Below are 15,239 nucleotides of genomic sequence, written 5' to 3'. Positions count from 1 at the left end.
GGGCTGACGGCGCGGCGCCCTCCGGGCACTGGGCAGTCGCGTCTGCGCGCGGCGGGCGACGAGGCGGGGACGACCCGCGCCTCCTGGCCGTCGCGACCGAGGCAGCCTGGAGGCCCGTCCTACGGGATCGGGACGGGCGTCACGCCCAGCGGGGCCAGGCCCGCAGCGCCGCCGTCGGCGGCCGTCAGGACCCACACGCCGTCGGCGTGCACCGCGACACTGTGTTCCCAGTGCGCGGCGTCCTTGCCGTCCATCGTGCGGACGGTCCAGTCGTCGTCGTCCGTCGAGCTGTCGATCGTGCCCGCGGTGACCATCGGCTCGATGGCCACCACCAGGCCGGGCTTCACCGCCGGACCGGCACCGCGGACGCGGTAGTTGAAGACCGGCGGGTCCTCGTGCATGGAGCGACCGATGCCGTGCCCCGTGTAGTCCTCGACGATGCCCCAGGCGCCGGTCTCGTCGATCGCGTCCTCGACCGCGGAACCGACCTCGTGCAGGTTCTTCGCGTGGGCGAGCGCCGCGATGCCGTGCCAGAGCGATCGCTCCGTGGTGTCGCAGAGCGTCTGGCGCGCTGCGGACACCTCGGCGTCACCACCGGGGACGACCGTGGTGAACGCGCTGTCGCCGTTCCAGCCGTCGACCTCGGCACCGGCGTCCACCGACACGATGTCACCGGGAGCGAGCACGCGGTCACCGGGGATGCCGTGCACGATCTCGTCGTTCACGGACACGCACAGCGTGTGCCGGTAGCCCGGCACGAGCTGGAAGTTCGGGATCCCGCCGCCGTCGCGGATCGTCCGCTCGGCGATCGCGTCGAGCTCACCGGTCGTGATGCCGGGACGGATCGCCGCACGCACGGCGTCGAGCGCCTCGGCGGTCAGCAGCCCGGGGCGCACCATGGCGCGGAGCTCGTCCGGCGTCTTGTAGATCGAGGGCTTGCGGAAGCGGACCACGCCGGGTCAGACGCCCGCGGTGAGCCCGCGAGCCGACAGCGCCGCCTGGATGCGGTCGCCGACCTCGTCGATCGCGCCGAGGCCGTCGACGTCGAGGACGAGACCGCGGTCGCCGTAGGCACCGACGATCGGAGCGGTCTGCTCGGTGTAGACCTGCTGGCGACGACGGATCGTCTCCTCATTGTCGTCACTGCGGCCCTGCTGCTCGGCACGCTTGAGCAACCGGCCGACGAGCTCGTCCTGGTCGGCGACGAGCTGCACGACCGCGTCGATCCCGGTGCCCTGCTCGGCGAGCAGCGCGTCGAGGTACTCGACCTGCCCGACCGTGCGGGGGTACCCGTCGAGCAGGAACCCCTCGGCTGCGTCGGCCTCGTTCAGGCGCGACTTCACGAGCTCGTTCGTCAAGGAGTCCGGCACGTAGTCGCCGGCGTCCATGATCGCCTTGGCCTGCACACCGAGCGGCGTGCCCTCTGCGACGTTCTTGCGGAAGATGTCGCCCGTCGAGACCGCCGGGATCCCGAAGGACTCGGCGATCCGTCCGGCCTGGGTGCCCTTCCCCGCTCCGGGGGGTCCGACGATGATGAGACGTGCGCTCAACGGAGAAGCCCTTCGTAGTGACGCTGCTGCAGCTGCGAGTCGATCTGCTTCACGGTCTCGAGACCAACACCCACGATGATCAGGATGCTCGCGCCACCGAACGGGAAGTTCTGGTTCGCGCCGAACAGCGCCAGTGCTGCCAGCGGGATGAGCGCGATGAAACCGAGGTAGAGCGAGCCGGGCAGCGTCACCCGGGTGAGGACGTAGTCGAGGTACTCGGCGGTCGGACGACCGGCACGGATGCCGGGGATGAACCCGCCGTACTTCTTCATGTTGTCGGCGACCTCTTCGGGGTTGAAGGTGATCGCCACGTAGAAGTACGTGAACCCGACGATGAGCAGGAAGTACAGCACCATGTAGAACAGGTTGTCGCCGGAGACGAGGTTGTTCTCGATCCAGGTGACCCACGCCGCGGGCTCGGAGCCGTCCGAGGGCTTGTTGAACTGCGCGACCAGGGCCGGCAGGTACAGCAGCGACGACGCGAAGATGACGGGCACGACGCCGGCCATGTTCACCTTGATCGGGATGTACGTGTTGTTGCCGCCGTACGTGCGTCGGCCGACCATGCGCTTGGCGTACTGGACCGGGATCCGCCGCTGCGACTGCTCGACGAACACGACGGCCATCATGATGACCAGTCCGACCAGGATGACGAACAGGAAGAGCTCGAACGACTGCGACTGCTCGATGGCCCAGAGCGCCGACGGGAACTGCGCCGCGATCGACGTGAAGATGAGGAGCGACATGCCGTTGCCGATGCCGCGCTCGGTGACGAGCTCGCCCATCCACATGATGAGGCCGGTACCGGCGGTCAGCGTGACGACCATGAGCATGATCGCGTACCAGCTGTCGTTCGAGATGATCGACGAGCAGGAGGACGACGCGTTCGTGCCGAAGAGGGCACCCGAGCGGGCGACCGTGATCAGGGTGGTGGACTGCAGCACGCCCAGCGCGATCGTGAGGTAGCGCGTGTACTGCGTCAGCTTCGCCTGACCGGACTGGCCCTCCTTGTAGAGGGAGTCGAAGTGCGGGATGACCACGCGCAGGAGCTGCACGATGATCGACGACGTGATGTACGGCATGATGCCGAGCGCGAAGACCGAGAGCTTCAGCAGCGCGCCGCCGGAGAACAGGTTGATCAGGTCGTAGAGACCGCCGGACGACGAGGCGCTGGCGAGACAGCTCTGCACGGCCGCGTAGTCGACGAACGGTGCCGGGATGTACGACCCGAGGCGGAACAGCGCGATGATCGCGAGGGTGAAGCCGATCTTCTTGCGAAGATCAGGGGTGCGCATGATGCGCGCGACCGCTCTGAACACGAGGACTCCGAACTTCTGGGACCGGGGCCGTCGATCGCGGCCGTTCCGGTGTCGGTCGGCAGGGCCGACCAGGCTGGCGGATGCCGGCCACTGTCAAGGAAACCGTAACGGCGGCCCGTGCGCAAACGCACGGGCCGCCGACGGGGGTTACTGGGAGACGGTGCCGCCAGCAGCCACGATCTTCTCGGCGGCGGACGCCGAGACCTTGTCGACCGTGACCGTGATCTTCACGGTGATGTCACCCTGACCGAGAACCTTGACCTTCTCGTTCTTGCGGACGGCGCCCTTGGCGACCAGGCCCGCAACGGTGACGTCGCCACCATCGGGGTAGAGCTCCGAGATCTTGTCCAGGTTCACGACCTGGTACTCGACCCGGAACGGGTTCTTGAACCCGCGGAGCTTCGGGGTGCGCATGTGCAGCGGCATCTGCCCACCCTCGAAGCCGACCCGGACCTGGTAACGGGCCTTCGTGCCCTTGGTACCACGCCCAGCGGTCTTGCCCTTCGAGCCCTCACCGCGACCCACACGGGTGCGGTCCTTCTTGGCGCCCTCTGCGGGGCGGAGGTGGTGCAGCTTCAGCACCTGCACGCGCTCGTTCTTCTCGTCGCTCATGCGTCGACCTCCTCGACCTTCACGAGGTGCGCCACCGTTGCGATGTACCCGCGGTTCTGGGCGTTGTCCTCACGCTCGACCGTACGGCCGATGCGCTTGAGACCCAGGCTGCGGAGCGTGTCGCGCTGGTACTGCTTCTCGCTGATAACGGACTTGATCTGCGTGATCTTCAGCGTCGCCATCACGCACCTGCCTTCTCGGTCGCGGCACGCAGTGCTGCGGCCTCGGCCTGGAGCAGACGAGCCGGGACGACCCGCTCGACGTCGAGGCCACGACGGCTCGCGACGGCGCGGGGCTCCTCGAGCTGCTTCAGAGCCTCGACGGTCGCGTGCACGATGTTGATGGTGTTCGACGAACCGAGCGACTTGCTCAGGACGTCGTGGATGCCGGCGCACTCGAGCACGGCGCGGACGGGACCACCGGCGATGACACCGGTACCCGGGCCGGCCGGACGCAGGAGGACGACGCCAGCAGCGGCTTCACCCTGCACGGGGTGCGGGATGGTGTTGCCGACGCGGGGGACGCGGAAGAAGTTCTTCTTCGCCTCTTCGACACCCTTGGAGATCGCCGTGGGGACCTCCTTGGCCTTGCCGTAGCCGACGCCCACGAGGCCGTTGCCGTCACCCACGACGACGAGCGCCGTGAAGCTGAAGCGACGACCACCCTTGACGACCTTCGACACGCGGTTGATGGTCACCACGCGCTCGAGGAACTGGCTGTCGCCACCGCGGTTGTTGCGGTCGCGGCCCTGCTGACGGTCACGACCGCCACCACGACGGCCGCGGTTGTCAGCCGAGTCGCGGTTGTTCGATGCGGAACCGGCAGCGGTCTCGACGGGACGCTCGGCGACGGCAGGTGCCTCCGCCTCCTTGCCCTTCGCGGCGGTGTCGGTGCCCTCAGCGGCTGCCTCGGTGGCCTCGGGGGCCTCCGTGCTCGCCTCGGTGGTCTCGACGGCGTCCGTGGCCTCGACGGCCTCGGTCTTGGCGTCTTCGTTGGTGTTCGCGTTGTCGCTCACAGGTTCAGCCCTCCTTCACGGGCACCATCGGCGATCGCGGCGACGCGACCGGCGTACTTGCTGCCACCGCGGTCGAAGACCACGGCCTCGACGCCAGCCGACTTCGCGCGCTCGGCGAGGAGCTCACCGACGCGACGGGCCTTGGCGGTCTTGTCGCCGTCGAACGAGCGGAGGTCTGCCTCCATCGTCGAGGCGCTTGCGAGGGTGTGACCCTTCGCGTCGTCGATGACCTGCACGAACACGTGACGCGACGAGCGGGTGACGGCGAGACGGGGACGAGCCTCGGTGCCGGTGATCTTCTTGCGGAGACGGTTGTGACGACGCGCCTTGGCGGCCGCCTTGCTCTTGCCTCGTGTCTTGAGGAGTCCCATGATCACTTACCTGACTTTCCGGCCTTGCGGCGCACGTTCTCGCCGGCGTAACGGACACCCTTGCCCTTGTACGGCTCGGGCTTCCGGAGCTTCCGGATGTTCGCCGCCACTTCGCCGACTGCCTGCTTGTCGATGCCGGCGACCGTGACCTTGTTGTTGCCCTCGACCGCGAAGCTGATGCCCGCGGGCGGCTCGACCGTGATCGAGTGGGAGTACCCGAGCGCGAACTCGAGGTTCGAGCCCTTCGCCTGCACGCGGTAACCGGTACCGACGACCTCGAGGCCCTTGGTGTAGCCCTGGGTCACGCCGATGATGTTGTTGGCGATGAGGGTACGGGTCAGGCCGTGGAGCGAACGCGATTCGCGCTCGTCGTCCGGACGGGTGACGAGAACCTGGTTCTCCTCGACCTTGGCCTGGATGGGCTCCGCGATGACGAGCGCGAGCTCGCCCTTCGGGCCCTTGACCGCCACGCTCTGACCGTCAACGGAGACGGTCACGCCGGCGGGGATGTCGATGGGAAGACGTCCGATTCGTGACATTGTCGATCACCACACGTAGGCGAGGACTTCCCCACCCACGCCCTTCTGCTCGGCTTCGCGGTCGGTCAGCAGGCCGGACGAGGTCGAGAGGATCGCCACGCCGAGGCCACCGAGGACCTGGGGGATCTCCGTCGACTTCGCGTAGACCCGGAGGCCCGGCTTCGACACGCGCTTGATGCCGGCGATCGAACGCTCGCGCTCGGGGCCGTACTTCAGGTCGATGGTGAGGGTCTGCCCGACTCGGGCGTCCTCCACCTTCCACTCGCTGATGTAGCCCTCACGCTTGAGGATGTCGGCGATGTTCTTCTTGAGCTTGGAGCTCGGGAGCGCGACGGCGTCGTGGTGCGCGGAGTTCGCGTTCCGCAATCTGGTCAGCATGTCTGCGACCGGATCGGTCATCGTCATGATGTTCGTCCATTTCTCGCCTGGTTTCGACACCCGTTCCACGAATGCCGACCTGAGCGATCGAGTGATCCCGGGGCGGTTCCCCAGGATCGGTGTGTTCGTGCGTGCGGGCCGGAGGACGTGAATCCTCCGGCCCGCACCGCCCGAAGTAGTTTAGACCGTCTGCTCGTTGGAGCGGAACGGGAAGCCGAGCTGACGGAGCAGCGCGCGTCCCTCGTCGTCCGTCTTCGCGGTGGTGACGACAGTGATGTCGAAGCCGCGGACACGGTCGATGCGGTCCTGGTCGATCTCGTGGAACACGGACTGCTCCGAGAGACCGAACGTGTAGTTGCCGTTCCCGTCGAACTGCTTGTCGCTGAGACCGCGGAAGTCGCGGATGCGGGGCAGTGCGAGGGAGATCAGGCGGTCGAGGAACTCCCAGGCGCGGTCACCGCGGAGGGTGACGTGCGCGCCGATCGCCTGACCCTCGCGCAGCTTGAACTGTGCGATGGACTTGCGAGCGATGTTGACCTGGGGCTTCTGACCCGTGATCGCCGTGAGGTCCTTGATGGCCCCCTCGATGATCTTCGAGTCGCGAGCGGCCTCGCCGACACCGGTGTTCACGACGACCTTGACCAGGCCGGGGACCTGGTTGACGTTCGCGTAGCCGAACTGCTCGGTGAGCGTGGCCTTGATCTCGTCCTTGTACTTCTGCTTGAGGCGCGGCTGGGCCTTGGGGGCCTCAGTCGTTGCAGTCGTGTCAGTCATCAGAGCGTTTCACCTGACTTCTTGGCGTAGCGGACACGGACGGTCTTCTTGACCCCGCCCTTCTCCACCTCTTCGGTACGGAAGCCGACGCGGGTCGGCTTCTTCGTCTTCGGGTCGACGAGAGCGACGTTCGACACGTGGATCGAGGCTTCGTGCTTCTCGATGCCACCCGTCTTCGAGCCGCGCTGCGTCTGGCCGACGCGGACGTGCTTCGTGACGAAGTTCACGCCCTCGACGACGACGCGCTGCTTGTCCTTGAGGACCTCGATGACCTTGCCCTGCTTGCCACGGTCGCCGCCACGCTCCTGCGTCGCGCCCGTGATGACCTGGACGAGGTCACCCTTCTTGATGTTCGCCATGGCTTACAGCACCTCCGGCGCGAGCGAGATGATCTTCATGAACTTCTTGTCACGGAGCTCGCGACCGACCGGACCGAAGATGCGCGTGCCGCGCGGGTCGCCGTCGGCCTTGAGGATCACTGCCGCGTTCTCGTCGAACTTGATGTAGGAGCCGTCCTGACGACGGGTCTCCTTCTTGGTGCGAACGATGACCGCCTTCACGACGTCACCCTTCTTCACGTTGCCGCCGGGGATGGCGTCCTTCACCGTGGCGACGATGACGTCACCGAGACCGGCGTAGCGACGACCCGAACCACCGAGCACGCGGATGGTCAAGATCTCCTTGGCACCCGTGTTGTCGGCGATCTTCAGGCGGGATTCCTGCTGAATCACTGCTGTCTCCTATTCCGAAGCAGGCCGAGGCCTACTTGGCCTTCTCGAGGATCTCGACCAGGCGCCAGCGCTTGGAAGCGCTGAGGGGACGGGTCTCGCTGATCACGACGAGGTCGCCGACACCAGCGGTGCCGAGTTCGTCGTGGGCCTTCACCTTGGACGTGCGACGGATGATCTTGCCGTAGAGCGCGTGCTTCACGCGGTCCTCGACCTCGACCACGATGGTCTTGTCCATCTTGTCGCTGGTCACGTAGCCGCGACGCGTCTTGCGGTAGCCGCGAGTGAGGGCGGCGGAGGTCTTCTCTTCGTTCGCCATTACTTCTCCTCGGCGGTCTCGGCCTCGGTCGACTCAGCCGGCTTGTCAGCCTTCTTCGTCGTCTTCTTGGCCTTGGTGGCGGTCTCGACGGGCGCGGGAGTGGCACGGATGCCGAGCTCGCGCTCGCGGAGGACGGTGTAGATGCGAGCGATGTCGCGCTTGACGGCACGGAGACGACCGTGGCTCTCCAGCTGGCCGGTGGCCGACTGGAAGCGGAGGTTGAAGAGTTCCTCCTTGGCCTTCTTCAGCTCGTCAGCGAGACGCTCGTTCTCGAACGTGTCGAGCTCCGTCGGACGGAGCTCCTTGGAACCGATCGCCATTATGCGTCGCCCTCCTCGCGCTTGATGATGCGTGCCTTGAGGGGCAGCTTGTGGATTGCACGGGTCAGCGCCTCACGGGCGATGTCCTCGGTGACGCCGGAGAGCTCGAAGAGCACACGACCCGGCTTGACGTTGGCGACCCACCACTCGGGCGAGCCCTTACCGGAACCCATGCGGGTCTCAGCCGGCTTCTTCGTGAGCGGGCGGTCCGGGTAGATGTTGATCCAGACCTTGCCGCCACGCTTGATGTGACGCGTCATGGCGATACGAGCGGACTCGATCTGACGGTTGGTCACGTACGCCGGGGTGAGGGCCTGGATGCCGTAGTCGCCGAAGCTGACCTTGGTACCACCGGTTGCCTGACCCGAACGCTTCGGGTGGTGCTGCTTACGGTGCTTGACTCGACGGGGAATAAGCATGGTTACGCCTCAACTCCTGCGCCGGCCGGCGCGTCCTGCGGGGCCTGCTGCGGGCGGCGGTCACCGCGGTCGCCGCCACGACGGTCGCCGCCACGGTCGCCACGCTCACCGCGCGGGCCGCCACGACGCTCGGGGCGCGACGAACGCTGGTTCGCCTGCTCGCGAGCGAGCTCCTTGTTCGTGATGTCGCCCTTGTAGATCCAGACCTTCACGCCGATGCGGCCGAACGTGGTCCGGGCCTCGTAGAAGCCGTAGTCGATGTTCGCGCGGAGGGTGTGCAGCGGCACACGGCCTTCGCGGTAGAACTCCGAACGGGACATCTCGGCGCCGCCGAGACGGCCCGACACCTGGATGCGGACACCCTTGGCGCCGGCGCGCTGTGCACCCTGCAGGCCCTTGCGCATGGCGCGACGGAACGCGACACGAGCGGAGAGCTGCTCGGCGATGCCCTGCGCGACGAGCTGGGCCTCGGTCTCGGGGTTCTTGACCTCGAGGATGTTCAGCTGGATCTGCTTCTTGGTGAGCTTCTCGAGCTCACCGCGAACGCGCTCCGCCTCGGCGCCGCGGCGGCCGATGACGATGCCCGGACGCGCCGTGTGGATGTCCACGCGGACACGGTCACGGGTGCGCTCGAGCTCGATGCGAGCGACACCGGCGCGGTCGAGGGTCTTCTTCAGGTACTCGCGCACCTTGATGTCCTCGGCCACGTAGTCGGCGTAGCGCTGACCGGCCTTCTTGCTGTCGGTGAACCAGTGCGAGACGTGGTCCGTCGTGATCCCGAGACGGAAGCCGTACGGGTTGACCTTCTGGCCCATTAGTTGCTCGCCTTCTTGCTCGTCGCGGCAGCCTCGGCCTCTTCCGGCGTCGCGAGGACGACCGTGATGTGGCTGGTGCGCTTGTTGATGCGGAAGGCCCGGCCCTGGGCGCGCGGCTGGAACCGCTTCAGGGTCGTTCCCTCGTCGACGAAGACGCGGCTCACGTAGAGGTCGCGCTCGTCGAGGAAGCTGTTCGTCGAGTCAGCCTTCACCCGGGCGTTCGCGATCGCCGAGGCGACCAGCTTGTACACGGGCTCCGAAGCGCCCTGGGGGGCGAACTTCAGGATGGCGAGCGCCTCGTGGGCCTGCTTGCCGCGGATCAGCTCGATGACGCGACGGGCCTTCTGAGGCGTGACGCGGATGTGTCGCACGCGTGCGATCGACTCCACCATTTCGTTCCTCCTCTGCGTCCCCGCGTTAGCGGCGACGGCCCTTCTTGTCGTCCTTCACGTGACCACGGAAGGTGCGGGTCGGCGCGAACTCGCCGAGCTTGTGACCGACCATCGACTCGGTGACGAACACCGGGATGTGCTTGCGGCCGTCGTGCACCGCGATGGTGTGACCGAGCATGTTCGGGACGATCATCGACCGTCGCGACCAGGTACGGATCACGTTCTTGGTGTTGGCCTCGTTCTGCGTGACGACCTTGCGGAGCAGGTGCTCGTCGACGAAGGGGCCCTTCTTCAGACTGCGTGGCATCTTCTGAACTCCTACTTGCGCTTCTTGCCGGCGTTACGGCGACGGACGATGAGCTTGTCGCTCGGCTTGTTCGGCTTGCGCGTGCGACCCTCGGCCTGGCCCCAGGGGCTGACCGGGTGACGACCACCGGAGGTCTTGCCCTCGCCACCACCGTGGGGGTGGTCGACCGGGTTCATCGCGACACCACGCACGGTCGGGCGGACGCCCTTCCAGCGCATGCGGCCGGCCTTGCCCCAGTTGATGTTCGACTGCTCGGCGTTGCCGACCTCGCCGATCGTGGCGCGGCAGCGTGCGTCGACGTTGCGGACCTCGCCCGACGGCAGACGGAGCTGCGCGTAGGGGCCGTCCTTGGCGACGAGACGCACCGAGGCGCCGGCCGAGCGGGCCATCTTCGCGCCGCCACCGGGGCGGAGCTCGATCGCGTGCACGACGGTACCCACGGGGATGTTGCGCAGCGGCAGGTTGTTGCCGGGCTTGATGTCGGCGCCGGGGCCCTGCTCGATGACGTCGCCCTGCTTGAGCTTGTTCGGCGCGATGATGTACCGCTTCGTGCCGTCCACGTAGTGCAGGAGCGCGATGCGCGCAGTGCGGTTGGGGTCGTACTCGATGTGAGCGACCTTGGCGTCCACGCCGTCCTTGTCGGAGCGACGGAAGTCGATCACGCGGTACTGGCGCTTGTGGCCACCACCGATGTGACGCGTGGTGATGCGGCCGGAGCTGTTGCGACCACCGGTCTTCGGCAGCGGACGAAGCAGGGACTTCTCCGGAGTCGAACGGGTGATCTCAGCGAAGTCGGCGACCGACGAGCCGCGACGACCGGGGGTCGTCGGCTTGTAGTTACGAATAGCCATGATTTATCCCTCTGGTCCTCAGCCGACAGCCGTGAAGATGTCGATCGAACCGGACTTGAGCGTCACGATGGCGCGCTTGGTGTCCTTGCGCTTGCCGAGACCGAACTTGGTGCGACGGGTCTTGCCCGGGCGGTTCAGCGTGTTGATGCTCGCGACCTTGACTTCGAAGATCTTCTCGATGGCGAGCTTGATCTCGGTCTTGTTCGAGCGGGGGTCCACGATGAACGTGTACTTGCCCTGGTCGATGAGCGCGTAGCTCTTCTCCGAGACGACCGGCGAGATGATGACGTCGCGCGGGTCCTTGTTGAAGCCGCTCATGCGGTGATCTCCTTCGCGGTCTTCGACGCGATGAAGGCGTCGAGGGCGCTCTTGCTGAAGACGACGGCGTCCGACTTGAGGACGTCGTAGGCGTTCAGCTGGCCGTACGAGAGCGCGTGGACGTTCGGCAGGTTGCGGATCGACTTGAGCGTCAGCTCGTCGTTCGACTCGAGCACGATCAGCACGTGCTTGACGGGCGCGACCTTCTCGAGGAGCGTGCGAGCGACCTTGGTCGACGGCACATCGGCCTCGACGAAGCCGTCGACAGCCGAGATGCGGCCACCGCGGGCGCGGTCCGAGAGCGAGCCGAGCAGCGCTGCGGCGATCATCTTCTTGGGGGTGCGCTGCGAGTAGTCGCGGGGGGTCGGTCCGTGGACGACGCCACCACCGGTGTGCTCGGGAGCACGGACGGAACCCTGACGGGCGCGGCCGGTGCCCTTCTGCTTGAACGGCTTGCGACCGGCACCGCGGACTTCGCCGCGGTTCTTGGTCTTGTGGGTGCCCTGACGCGCGGCTGCGAGCTGCGCGGTGACGACCTGGTGGATCAGCGGGACGTTGGTCTCGACGTCGAAGAGAGCTGCGGGCAGCTCGACGGTGCCGGACTTGACACCCGATGCGTCGAGGACGTCGATCGTGGTTGCGGTCGTGGTGGCCATGATCACTTACCCTTCACGGCGGTGCGGACGAAGACGGAGCGGCCACGAGCACCGGGGACGGCGCCCTTGACGAGCAGCAGACCCTTCTCGGCGTCGACGGCGTGCACCGTGAGGTTGAGGACGGTCACGCGGTCGCCACCCATACGACCGGCCATGCGCATGCCCTTGAAGACACGCGACGGGGTCGAGGAAGCACCGATCGAGCCGGGCTTGCGGTGGTTGCGGTGTGCACCGTGCGAGGCGCCGACGCCGTGGAAGCCGTGGCGCTTCATGACACCGGCGAAGCCCTTGCCCTTGGAGGTACCGACGACGTCGACCTTCTGGCCCGCCGTGAACGTGCCGTCCACGGTGAGCTCCTGGCCGAGCGTGTACTCAGCGGAGTCGTTGGTCCGGATCTCGGTGAGGGTGCGACGCGGGGTCACGCCAGCGGCCTCGAAGTGGCCAGCGGCCGGCTTGTTGACCTTGCGCGGGTCGATGGCACCGGCGGCGATCTGGATCGCCTCGTAGCCGTCGCGCTCAGCGTTGCGGATCTGGGTGACCACGTTCGGGCCGACCTCGATCACGGTGACGGGGATGAACTTGTTGTTCTCGTCCCACACCTGGGTCATCCCGAGCTTCTTGCCGAGGAGGCCCTTGACGGTCTTGGTTGAGTTCGCCATTGGTCAGCCCCCTTACAGCTTGATCTCGATGTTGACGTCTGCCGGCAGGTCGAGTCGCATGAGCGAGTCAACGGCCTTCGGCGTCGGGTCGACGATGTCGATGACCCGCTTGTGCGTGCGCTTCTCGAAGTGCTCGCGCGAGTCCTTGTACTTGTGAGGGGAACGGATCACTGCGATCACGTTCTTCTCGGTGGGGAGTGGCACCGGGCCGACCACGGTTGCACCGGCACGGGTCACCGTGTCGACGATCTTCCGGGCCGACGTGTCGATGACCTCGTGGTCATACGACTTGAGCCGGATGCGGATCTTCTGTCCCGCCATGTGTCTCTTGTCCTCTCTCTGCGCCGCGCACCCGCAGGCCGCCTGACGCCGCTCGGCTCCGCATTGCTGCAGACCGTGCTGTTTTCCTGAACCAACCGGCCGCATCCGCTGGGGATGACCGCTGTTCACCTGTCAACCGCGCGGGCGACCTTGGCCGTCCAGCGTGGGCAATCGACTTCCTCGCACTCCGGGCGCAACAGTGTCGCGTCCGTCATGACCTCGGGGAGTCGTGTTCTGCTGCCTGCGGCCCAACCCAGCCCTGCTGAACAGGGGGGTTGTGCACTGCCAGAGCAGTGATCCTGCGGACTCGCACCCGCGGGGAATTCGGAACCGGACAAGTCTCGCATGTCCCGAGCCCACGTGCAACCCGGGCGTGTCGCGATGTGCCGGGCGTGTCGACACCGGCTCGCTTCCCCGGATCGACGCGGATCGGACGGCCTGGAGGCACGGGTCGCCGCCGCAACGCGGAGCGCCCTCCGGACATGGTCCGGAGGGCGCTCGTGGAGACGGTTACTCGGCCGTCACCGGGGGGACGAACCACGGCGGGAAGACCGCCACGCGCGGCGCGTGGCCGCCGTGGTCGGCGAGCACCGCACGGACCGTCTGACGGGCCTTGTCGTTCGGGACACCGATCACCGCGACGGACGAGAACGGCACGCTCGGCCCCGCGAGGAGCTCGAGTCCGAGCATCTCGGGGTCGGAGAAGTCGGTGCGGCGGATCAGGTTCGTCCCGGCGTCGGGGCCGACGGCGAACCGGACGTCGTCGGCGTCGGCGTCCTGGTCGGCGACGACCACCGAGTCACCGAACGCCGAGACCGGGACGACGAGCACGACGTAGTCCACCGCGCGCGTGCGTCGGGCGGCGTCGGACCACCGCTCCCCGACGGCGCCGGTGCGGAGTTCGTCCCACCGGACGGCATCCGGCGACAGGGTGAAGGGCACGTGGCTCGCGATGGTGCTGCCGTCGGGTGCTTCGGCCTCGGCGCGTGCGGCCCGGGTCTCGGGGCTGCTGACGTCGACGGCGGGCTCCGCCTGGTCGGCCGCCAGGATGGCGCCGGACCCGACGATGCCGTCGAGGTTGTCGATGTGGGTCACGTGGTGCGCACGCAGCGACGCGAACACCCGAGCCTCGGGCAGGTCGGCCGACGACGACCGGAGCGACGTCGGTGAACGCAGCGACGTCCCGGGGCCGGAGGCCGGCGGGTCGACGCGCAGGTTGGTGGTGATGCGGGTCCGCCGTGGCGCCGGAGCGGCTGGGATCGCCGACTCCTCACGCTGCCGGGGCGCGCAGATGTCGCAGAGCTCGGTGGGGAAACCGTGGATGCACTCGTCAGTCACGACTGTTGTGGGTCCTTCCGTGCCGTGTGGGGTGGTCCGGCACGTCGACCAACGCTACGTCATCCGGACGCTCCCGGGGTCATTGTCGGTAGAGCAGTGCCCGGACCTCGGACTCGGCGGCGTGGATCCGGGCCGGATCGATGGTCTCGCCGTGCTCGTAGGCGTCGAGCAGCCGCGGGTCGATGTAGCTCTGCCGGCACACCGTCGGGGTGTTGCCGAGCTCGTCGCTCGCGGCCTTCACGGCATGGGACACCGCACGCTTCCGCTTCGCCTGCGACGACAGCGGACCGGTCTGGGCAAGGTCGACGGCCGCGGCCACCGTGCCGTGCAGGGTGCGGAAGTCCTTCGCCGTGAAGTCGTCACCAGCACGCTCCTTGACGTAGGCGTTGATGTCCTCGGCGGACAACGGCTCCCACTCGTCACCGCGGCGTTCGCGGAACGACAGCAGTCGGGCGTTCGGCCCACGGCGCTTCATGCCGGCGATCACCGTCGCGAGGTCGGCGTCGTGGATCGACGACGACCACTCCTGCCCGCTCTTGCCGGGGAAGTCGAGCTCGATGTCGTCACCGGAGACGTGGGCGTGCGCGCACAGCAGGGTCGACAGTCCGCGGCTGCCGTGCTCGCTGGCGTACCGCTCCGATCCGACCCGCAGCGAGCCCTGGTCGAGCATCCGGAACGCTGCGGCCAGCGCTCGGCGGCGATCGGGTTCCGGTCGTCGGAGGTCCTGCGTGACCCCGCGCCGTGCGACCGGCAGCGACTCCGCGAGGGCGAGCGCCCGGTCGTACTTGATCCGGTCCATCCGTTCGCGCCACGACGGGTGGTACATGTACTGGCGGCGTCCGGCTCCGTCGATGCCGGTCGCGAGGACGTGCCCGTTCTCGTACGGCGAGATCCAGACGTCGTCCCAGGCCGGCGGGATGACGAGGTCCTCGAGCCGCTGACGCACCGCGGCATCGGTGACGGTCGCACCGTCGGGGTCACGGTACGAGAAGCCGCGGCCGCTCCGGACACGGTGGTAGCCACGACCGGAGGTCGTGGAACGGCGCAGACGAGTCACCCGGCCGAGCCAACTCCCCGGTGCCTGGGACGCCGTACGGGGCGGACGGACGCCGTCGTAGCGGGCGTACCCCGGGCCTCCCGTCCGCCGCCCGCCAGGGCCGTGAGCGGCCGACAGTGGCTCCGAGCGCTGCCACGACGACCGGGGCAACGACACAGCGGGGCCGAGCCCGAAGGCTCGA

Annotated in this window: 25 protein-coding genes; all 25 read right to left on the bottom strand. The window is 67.6% G+C overall.

The window, feature by feature from the left end; translation table 11 throughout:
- Window positions 1-119 precede the first annotated feature (119 nt).
- A complete protein-coding gene (gene map / locus EDF53_RS08475; protein ID WP_243692395.1) occupies window positions 120-899 on the bottom strand; it encodes a type I methionyl aminopeptidase in 780 nt (259 codons plus the stop codon).
- Between the two features lie 60 nt (window positions 900-959).
- Window positions 960-1,550 carry an adenylate kinase gene (locus EDF53_RS08470; RefSeq protein ID WP_123293144.1) on the bottom strand — a complete coding sequence of 197 codons (591 nt, stop codon included), beginning with the start codon at window positions 1,548-1,550 and terminating at the stop codon, window positions 960-962.
- Complete coding sequence (gene secY / locus EDF53_RS08465; RefSeq protein WP_111083457.1) at window positions 1,547-2,869, bottom strand: preprotein translocase subunit SecY; 1,323 nt, start codon at window positions 2,867-2,869, stop codon at window positions 1,547-1,549. Before secY ends, EDF53_RS08470 begins: the two co-directional genes overlap by 4 nt.
- 147 nt (window positions 2,870-3,016) lie before the next feature.
- A complete protein-coding gene (gene rplO, locus EDF53_RS08460) occupies window positions 3,017-3,481 on the bottom strand; it encodes a 50S ribosomal protein L15 (RefSeq protein WP_027466723.1) in 465 nt (154 codons plus the stop codon).
- Window positions 3,478-3,663 carry a 50S ribosomal protein L30 gene (gene rpmD, locus EDF53_RS08455; RefSeq protein ID WP_173168934.1) on the bottom strand — a complete coding sequence of 62 codons (186 nt, stop codon included), beginning with the start codon at window positions 3,661-3,663 and terminating at the stop codon, window positions 3,478-3,480. Before rpmD ends, rplO begins: the two co-directional genes overlap by 4 nt.
- Window positions 3,663-4,496 carry a 30S ribosomal protein S5 gene (gene rpsE, locus EDF53_RS08450; RefSeq protein ID WP_123293142.1) on the bottom strand — a complete coding sequence of 278 codons (834 nt, stop codon included), beginning with the start codon at window positions 4,494-4,496 and terminating at the stop codon, window positions 3,663-3,665. The genes rpmD and rpsE overlap by 1 nt, the downstream gene beginning before the upstream one ends.
- The gene (rplR, locus tag EDF53_RS08445; RefSeq protein ID WP_031259041.1) at window positions 4,493-4,867 is read right to left on the bottom strand and encodes a 50S ribosomal protein L18; all 375 of its coding nucleotides are present in this window, start codon (window positions 4,865-4,867) and stop codon (window positions 4,493-4,495) included. Before rplR ends, rpsE begins: the two co-directional genes overlap by 4 nt.
- A 2-nt stretch (window positions 4,868-4,869) precedes the next feature.
- The gene (rplF, locus tag EDF53_RS08440; protein ID WP_111083459.1) at window positions 4,870-5,406 is read right to left on the bottom strand and encodes a 50S ribosomal protein L6; all 537 of its coding nucleotides are present in this window, start codon (window positions 5,404-5,406) and stop codon (window positions 4,870-4,872) included.
- Window positions 5,407-5,412: 6 nt separating this feature from the next.
- Window positions 5,413-5,811, bottom strand: a complete 399-nt coding sequence (gene rpsH, locus EDF53_RS08435) for a 30S ribosomal protein S8 (RefSeq protein ID WP_017885519.1) — start codon at window positions 5,809-5,811, stop codon at window positions 5,413-5,415.
- Between the two features lie 153 nt (window positions 5,812-5,964).
- A complete protein-coding gene (gene rplE / locus EDF53_RS08430) occupies window positions 5,965-6,558 on the bottom strand; it encodes a 50S ribosomal protein L5 (RefSeq protein WP_111083460.1) in 594 nt (197 codons plus the stop codon).
- Window positions 6,558-6,917: a 50S ribosomal protein L24 gene (gene rplX / locus EDF53_RS08425; protein ID WP_111083461.1), complete on the bottom strand. Its 360-nt coding sequence runs from the start codon at window positions 6,915-6,917 to the stop codon at window positions 6,558-6,560. The genes rplE and rplX overlap by 1 nt, the downstream gene beginning before the upstream one ends.
- Before the next feature lie 3 nt (window positions 6,918-6,920).
- Window positions 6,921-7,289 carry a 50S ribosomal protein L14 gene (gene rplN / locus EDF53_RS08420; RefSeq protein WP_111083462.1) on the bottom strand — a complete coding sequence of 123 codons (369 nt, stop codon included), beginning with the start codon at window positions 7,287-7,289 and terminating at the stop codon, window positions 6,921-6,923.
- 31 nt (window positions 7,290-7,320) lie between these two features.
- Complete coding sequence (gene rpsQ / locus EDF53_RS08415) at window positions 7,321-7,605, bottom strand: 30S ribosomal protein S17 (RefSeq protein ID WP_111083463.1); 285 nt, start codon at window positions 7,603-7,605, stop codon at window positions 7,321-7,323.
- Window positions 7,605-7,925, bottom strand: a complete 321-nt coding sequence (rpmC, locus tag EDF53_RS08410; RefSeq protein WP_111083464.1) for a 50S ribosomal protein L29 — start codon at window positions 7,923-7,925, stop codon at window positions 7,605-7,607. Before rpmC ends, rpsQ begins: the two co-directional genes overlap by 1 nt.
- Window positions 7,925-8,344, bottom strand: coding sequence for a 50S ribosomal protein L16 (rplP, locus tag EDF53_RS08405; RefSeq protein WP_111083465.1), 420 nt, complete (start codon window positions 8,342-8,344; stop codon window positions 7,925-7,927). The genes rpmC and rplP overlap by 1 nt, the downstream gene beginning before the upstream one ends.
- A 2-nt stretch (window positions 8,345-8,346) precedes the next feature.
- Window positions 8,347-9,159 carry a 30S ribosomal protein S3 gene (gene rpsC, locus EDF53_RS08400; protein ID WP_017885527.1) on the bottom strand — a complete coding sequence of 271 codons (813 nt, stop codon included), beginning with the start codon at window positions 9,157-9,159 and terminating at the stop codon, window positions 8,347-8,349.
- Window positions 9,159-9,551, bottom strand: coding sequence for a 50S ribosomal protein L22 (gene rplV / locus EDF53_RS08395; protein WP_111083466.1), 393 nt, complete (start codon window positions 9,549-9,551; stop codon window positions 9,159-9,161). The genes rpsC and rplV overlap by 1 nt, the downstream gene beginning before the upstream one ends.
- A gap of 25 nt (window positions 9,552-9,576) precedes the next feature.
- Entirely contained in the window at window positions 9,577-9,858 is a 282-nt protein-coding gene (gene rpsS / locus EDF53_RS08390) for a 30S ribosomal protein S19 (protein WP_017885529.1), read from the bottom strand.
- Window positions 9,859-9,869: 11 nt separating this feature from the next.
- Window positions 9,870-10,709, bottom strand: a complete 840-nt coding sequence (gene rplB / locus EDF53_RS08385) for a 50S ribosomal protein L2 (RefSeq protein ID WP_111083467.1) — start codon at window positions 10,707-10,709, stop codon at window positions 9,870-9,872.
- An 18-nt stretch (window positions 10,710-10,727) separates the two neighbouring features.
- On the bottom strand, window positions 10,728-11,027 hold the full coding sequence (gene rplW / locus EDF53_RS08380; RefSeq protein ID WP_111083468.1) for a 50S ribosomal protein L23: 300 nt from the start codon (window positions 11,025-11,027) through the stop codon (window positions 10,728-10,730).
- Window positions 11,024-11,683 (bottom strand): 50S ribosomal protein L4, encoded by a 660-nt coding sequence (gene rplD / locus EDF53_RS08375; RefSeq protein ID WP_111083469.1) that lies wholly within the window; start codon window positions 11,681-11,683, stop codon window positions 11,024-11,026. Before rplD ends, rplW begins: the two co-directional genes overlap by 4 nt.
- A gap of 2 nt (window positions 11,684-11,685) precedes the next feature.
- Window positions 11,686-12,342, bottom strand: coding sequence for a 50S ribosomal protein L3 (gene rplC / locus EDF53_RS08370; RefSeq protein ID WP_027466731.1), 657 nt, complete (start codon window positions 12,340-12,342; stop codon window positions 11,686-11,688).
- A 12-nt stretch (window positions 12,343-12,354) separates the two neighbouring features.
- On the bottom strand, window positions 12,355-12,663 hold the full coding sequence (gene rpsJ, locus EDF53_RS08365) for a 30S ribosomal protein S10 (protein ID WP_017885534.1): 309 nt from the start codon (window positions 12,661-12,663) through the stop codon (window positions 12,355-12,357).
- 510 nt (window positions 12,664-13,173) lie between these two features.
- Entirely contained in the window at window positions 13,174-14,001 is an 828-nt protein-coding gene (locus EDF53_RS08360; RefSeq protein WP_123293140.1) for a DarT ssDNA thymidine ADP-ribosyltransferase family protein, read from the bottom strand.
- Between the two features lie 79 nt (window positions 14,002-14,080).
- Window positions 14,081-15,058 (bottom strand): DNA topoisomerase IB, encoded by a 978-nt coding sequence (locus EDF53_RS08355; RefSeq protein ID WP_123293138.1) that lies wholly within the window; start codon window positions 15,056-15,058, stop codon window positions 14,081-14,083.
- Window positions 15,059-15,239: the final 181 nt, after the last annotated feature.

The sequence above is a fragment of the Curtobacterium sp. PhB78 genome, assembly GCF_003751685.1.
Taxonomy (GTDB): Bacteria; Actinomycetota; Actinomycetes; order Actinomycetales; family Microbacteriaceae; genus Curtobacterium.
The sequence above is the reverse complement of the archived record's forward strand: the minus strand, read 5'-3'. Positions and strand labels throughout refer to the sequence as shown.

Bases quoted from the DNA above. Each gene is read 5' to 3' on its own strand.
- map (WP_243692395.1), bottom strand. From the start codon at position 899: ATGGTGCGCCCCGGGCTGCTGACCGCCGAGGCGCTCGACGCCGTGCGT.
- rplO (WP_027466723.1), bottom strand. From the start codon at position 3,481: ATGAGCGACGAGAAGAACGAGCGCGTGCAGGTGCTGAAGCTGCACCAC.
- rpmD (WP_173168934.1), bottom strand. From the start codon at position 3,663: ATGGCGACGCTGAAGATCACGCAGATCAAGTCCGTTATCAGCGAGAAG.
- rplR (WP_031259041.1), bottom strand. From the start codon at position 4,867: ATGGGACTCCTCAAGACACGAGGCAAGAGCAAGGCGGCCGCCAAGGCG.
- rplF (WP_111083459.1), bottom strand. From the start codon at position 5,406: ATGTCACGAATCGGACGTCTTCCCATCGACATCCCCGCCGGCGTGACC.
- rpsH (WP_017885519.1), bottom strand. From the start codon at position 5,811: ATGACGATGACCGATCCGGTCGCAGACATGCTGACCAGATTGCGGAAC.
- rplE (WP_111083460.1), bottom strand. From the start codon at position 6,558: ATGACTGACACGACTGCAACGACTGAGGCCCCCAAGGCCCAGCCGCGC.
- rplX (WP_111083461.1), bottom strand. From the start codon at position 6,917: ATGGCGAACATCAAGAAGGGTGACCTCGTCCAGGTCATCACGGGCGCG.
- rpsQ (WP_111083463.1), bottom strand. From the start codon at position 7,605: ATGGCGAACGAAGAGAAGACCTCCGCCGCCCTCACTCGCGGCTACCGC.
- rpmC (WP_111083464.1), bottom strand. From the start codon at position 7,925: ATGGCGATCGGTTCCAAGGAGCTCCGTCCGACGGAGCTCGACACGTTC.
- rplP (WP_111083465.1), bottom strand. From the start codon at position 8,344: ATGCTTATTCCCCGTCGAGTCAAGCACCGTAAGCAGCACCACCCGAAG.
- rpsC (WP_017885527.1), bottom strand. From the start codon at position 9,159: ATGGGCCAGAAGGTCAACCCGTACGGCTTCCGTCTCGGGATCACGACG.
- rplV (WP_111083466.1), bottom strand. From the start codon at position 9,551: ATGGTGGAGTCGATCGCACGCGTGCGACACATCCGCGTCACGCCTCAG.
- rpsS (WP_017885529.1), bottom strand. From the start codon at position 9,858: ATGCCACGCAGTCTGAAGAAGGGCCCCTTCGTCGACGAGCACCTGCTC.
- rplB (WP_111083467.1), bottom strand. From the start codon at position 10,709: ATGGCTATTCGTAACTACAAGCCGACGACCCCCGGTCGTCGCGGCTCG.
- rplW (WP_111083468.1), bottom strand. From the start codon at position 11,027: ATGAGCGGCTTCAACAAGGACCCGCGCGACGTCATCATCTCGCCGGTC.
- rplD (WP_111083469.1), bottom strand. From the start codon at position 11,683: ATGGCCACCACGACCGCAACCACGATCGACGTCCTCGACGCATCGGGT.
- rplC (WP_027466731.1), bottom strand. From the start codon at position 12,342: ATGGCGAACTCAACCAAGACCGTCAAGGGCCTCCTCGGCAAGAAGCTC.
- rpsJ (WP_017885534.1), bottom strand. From the start codon at position 12,663: ATGGCGGGACAGAAGATCCGCATCCGGCTCAAGTCGTATGACCACGAG.